Source organism: Adlercreutzia sp. ZJ473, from assembly GCF_013185065.1.
In the GTDB taxonomy this organism is placed as follows: Bacteria; Actinomycetota; Coriobacteriia; order Coriobacteriales; family Eggerthellaceae; genus CAAEEV01.
This window is the reverse complement of sequence record NZ_JAAVTO010000101.1, coordinates 1-3,506: the sequence shown is the minus strand read 5'-3', so window position 1 is coordinate 3,506 and position 3,506 is coordinate 1. Positions and strand designations below refer to the sequence as shown.

General features: G+C 63.4%; 4 protein-coding genes and 1 tRNA gene. 2 read left to right on the top strand and 3 right to left on the bottom strand.

Annotated features, from left to right (window positions below):
- Together HRL41_RS11745 and HRL41_RS11740 are read left to right on the top strand one after the other, a co-directional pair.
- Positions 1–220, top strand: a 220-nt coding sequence (locus tag HRL41_RS11745) for a hypothetical protein (RefSeq protein ID WP_216662681.1), incomplete at its 5' end; no start/stop codon positions are given.
- 13 nt (positions 221–233) lie between these two features.
- A complete protein-coding gene (locus HRL41_RS11740; protein WP_172137179.1) occupies positions 234–1,493 on the top strand; it encodes a DUF1648 domain-containing protein in 1,260 nt (419 codons plus the stop codon).
- Positions 1,494–1,661: 168 nt separating this feature from the next.
- Here the strand turns inward: HRL41_RS11740 and arsS are convergent, their stop codons facing one another.
- The 3 genes from arsS to HRL41_RS11725 all read right to left on the bottom strand — a co-directional run bounded on the left by arsS (position 1,662) and on the right by HRL41_RS11725 (position 3,295).
- The gene (arsS, locus tag HRL41_RS11735) at positions 1,662–2,669 is read right to left on the bottom strand and encodes an arsenosugar biosynthesis radical SAM (seleno)protein ArsS (RefSeq protein ID WP_172137178.1); all 1,008 of its coding nucleotides are present in this window, start codon (positions 2,667–2,669) and stop codon (positions 1,662–1,664) included.
- Between the two features lies 1 nt (position 2,670).
- On the bottom strand, positions 2,671–3,009 hold the full coding sequence (locus tag HRL41_RS11730) for an arsenosugar biosynthesis-associated peroxidase-like protein (protein ID WP_216662680.1): 339 nt from the start codon (positions 3,007–3,009) through the stop codon (positions 2,671–2,673).
- 210 nt (positions 3,010–3,219) lie between these two features.
- A tRNA-Thr gene (locus HRL41_RS11725) sits at positions 3,220–3,295 on the bottom strand.
- Positions 3,296–3,506 lie beyond the last annotated feature (211 nt).

Sequence of the window (3,506 nt, the reverse complement as noted above, 5' to 3'; positions counted from 1 at the left end):
GCGCGCGGCGGCTGAGGCGTTCGCCGACCCCGGCATCGCGGGCGCGCGGCGCAGCGTGGGCGTGCTCGGGGTTGACGCGGAGGGCAACCGCCTGCGCGCTTCGGACGCGGGCACGGCCGGCTTCGCGGCTGCAGGCGGCTGCGGCCCCGCGGCTGCGGGCGGCTGCGGCCCCGCAGGCCGTCCTGTCGCGTCTTCCGCCCCCTCTGTCCCCACGGCCTGACGAAGGAGCCTTCATGGAGACCCTCTTCCCCCTTGCCCTGCTCGTCCTCACGGTGCCGCTCGCGGGCGGCCTCATGGCGGCGACTCCCTACCTCATGCCCAAGCGCGAGTGCTTCGCGGTGACCGTCCCCGAAAGCGCGCACGCCGACCCTCAGATCAAGGCGCTGAAGAGCCGCTATGCGCGTATCGTGGCCGTCCTGACAGCCGCCCTCACCATGCTCGCCGCCCTCGCGACGGCGCCGCTCGCCCAGGCGGGCTACTCGGAGGCCGACGCCAACGCGCTCATCGGCGCGATCGCGCTTCTGGCCCTCATCCCCGCAGCGGTGTCGTTCGTCCTCATGCTGCGCAATCGCCGCAAGGTGATGGCGATCAAGCGCGAGCGCGGCTGGCATGCGCCGCGTCAGCAGGCGGCGGCCCTCGTGGCGGAGGGCGACGTCCCCGGCCCTGTGTCGTTGGCATGGAACCTGCTCTATCTGCCCGTCATGCTCTTCGTGGCCGCGCTCGGCGCGACATGGTACCCCCTCATGCCCGACATGATTCCCATGCACGTCGACTTCGCGGGCAACGTGAACGACTACAGCCCGAAAAGCCCCTGGTCGGTTTCGTTTCCTCTGGTGGTGATCGCGTTTCTCGCCGCGACGTTCATGCTGTGCCACTGGTCGATGACGCGTTCGAAGCGCCCGACCAACCCCGGCGCGCCGATGACCTCGGCCTTGGCTTACGGCCTGTTCGCCCGCGCGCAGAGCATCTTTCTGCTGGCATGCGGCCTGATCCTCTCGCTGACGATGGGCGTTGCGTTCATGGCGTCATCGGCGGGCTTCATCACGCTCAACGCGGCGGCGGTCATCATCTGCGCGGCGTGCGTTCCCGTTGTGGCAGGCTCCCTCATCTTGGCCGTGGTCTACGGGCAGAACGGATCGCGCCTGTTCAGGCGCATGGAGGCGGCGGGCGCTGCCAGCGCGGGCGCGGCTTTGGGTACGGGCGCGGCTCCTGCGACGGGCAGCTCGGCGGGCGCCTCGTCGGGTGCGGGCGCGGCGTCTGGCGACGCGGCGGCCGACGCGCCCCTCATGCCCTTCGACGACGACGCGCACTGGAAGCTCGGCGTCTTCTACTTCAATCCCGACGACGCGAGCCTGTGGCTGCCCGAGCGCTTCGGCATCGGCTGGACCATAAACTTCGCGCGTCCCGCTGCCTGGGCCTTCATCGGCGGGTTCGCGTTGCTGACCATCGTGTTCGTGGCGCTGTGCTTCGCCATCGCATGCGGCGGCTCTTGAGTTTTTAGAGCCCGATGCGAGACAATGCTAATGCTGATAGGGCGTCAAGCCTTAAAGGTTCCAGAACGGCGAGGTACGAACCTCGCCGTTCTTACATATGGAGCAAGTTGTGACGAACCGCTTTAACTTGATGGGCAAAGACGCTCTGCAAGGGCTCCCTGCGTCCGCTTACGCCGTGGCTCCGCCGCAGCTGGAGCCTGCGCCAGCAGTGCAGCCGTAGCAATGGTTGCCAAACGCTATCTCACGCTTGAGGGGCGCGCTTGGATCCGCTGCAAGCTCGGCAACGGTTCCTCCGTCAACGCATGTCAGCTCTGCGGCCTGATTGAAGTCGCAATCGTACAGACGACCATCCCAGCCAACCGATATCTGCGTACGGCACATCATCGTGGGCAGCGTAGCCTCGTTGAAGGCGCCGACGAGCTTGCCCATGTAGCCTTCGAGACGCCCTGTCTCGGCAAGGCGGTTGCCGAAGCGTCCATTAGGATTGTTGGCGATGGCAAACAGATTGTCGAACCGAATGCCATGATCGGCAGCAAGGCGCTCTTTGTAGTCGCGCTCGAGACCGGCTTGATCGCCTGGGAGTATCGCGCCGCCGGGATTGTACACAAGGTCGAGCTCAAGCGTCTTGCCGTCAGGGCCCGCACCCTCGCCCATGCCGTATCCGAGAGCGTTCAGCTTCTTCAGGCCCTCGATGACACCGTCGTAAGCGCCTTCACCGCGCTGCTTGTCGGTGTTCTTCTTCACGTAATGCGGAAGCGAGGCAATGACAACAACTCCCAAATCCGCCCAAAGCTCGGGCAGATAAGCGTACTTCGCTTCTTTGAGAATAACGAGGTTCGATCGCGTCATCACCTTAGCGCCGGTCGCTGCCGCCTCGCGGATGAGCCATTCGTAGCTGGGGTTCAGCTCAGGCGCGCCGCCGGTAATGTCGATTGTGCCTATCCTCCGATCGCGCACGACCTTCAGGCATTCCTCCATCGTCTTTCTCGACATCGCTTCTGTGCGCGCAGGACTCGACTCCACATGGCAATGCTTGCAAGCCAAATTGCATTTAAGGCCGACGTTCATCTGCAGCGTGCCCATGTCGGCCTCGGTGTACCTCCATTCCCCCGCGCGTTCGCTAAACGGCGGGAAGGAGTTCATGACCTCCAGCGCCTCTTCGCTCAAACGCGGCATCTTAGAGCTCAGCCTCCTTGACGATGTTCTTCATCTGAACGCCGTGGACGAGAGCCGCGCCGCCGCGGATGGCATTGGCGACATGAATCGCCTCGGTCATCTGCTCTTCGGTGCAGCTCTTCTCGAGGCATGAGTTGGTGTACGAGTCGATGCAATAGGGGCACTGAACGGCAGATGCGACGGCGAGCGCAATCAGCGCCTTCTCGCGCGCGGTGAGTGCGCCGTCTGCGAAAACGCGGCCGTAGTAGTTCATGAAGGCATCCCAAAGCTCGGGTGCCTCTTCACCCATCGTCGGGAACTTTGCAAGATCTGCCGGGTTGTAGTACGTCTTCATTTCCATCCTCTCCTTCCATAATGCAAGTTTGCCCGATGCGCGTGGAGGCCATGCATCGGGCAAACTTGCTGTGTTTTAGACCTTGTTAATTGTATGACTATATCTAATAGTTGTCAATGACTTTCTTATGGAAGCACTGAGGGCGTAAGCTCCGTGCCGAGGGGTGGGAGAACAAAAAAGCAGGCCAGCCGATGAACGACTGACCTGCGGTTTTACTGGAGCCAACGAGCGGATTCGAACCGCTGACCTACGCATTACGAGTGCGTTGCTCTACCAGCTGAGCCACGTTGGCAACATGCCTCTTTCAGAAGCGATGGTAAAGTATAGCGAACTTGCCATCGCGGTGCAAGGGGCTTTTATCCCGCGGACGGCGTGAGACGGCGTAACTTTGATGGGGGTCATGCTCTCCCGATCTCCTACCAGCCCGTTCCGGCCATTCCGGAGTCGACGGCGGCAGCATAGCGCACCTCGGCCGACATGCCCGCCACGCTCGCGGCCGGCGG

Coding starts and splice junctions, on each gene's coding strand:
- arsS (WP_172137178.1), bottom strand. CDS start 2,669: ATGCCGCGTTTGAGCGAAGAGGCGCTGGAGGTCATGAACTCCTTCCCG.
- HRL41_RS11740 (WP_172137179.1), top strand. CDS start 234: ATGGAGACCCTCTTCCCCCTTGCCCTGCTCGTCCTCACGGTGCCGCTC.
- HRL41_RS11730 (WP_216662680.1), bottom strand. CDS start 3,009: ATGGAAATGAAGACGTACTACAACCCGGCAGATCTTGCAAAGTTCCCG.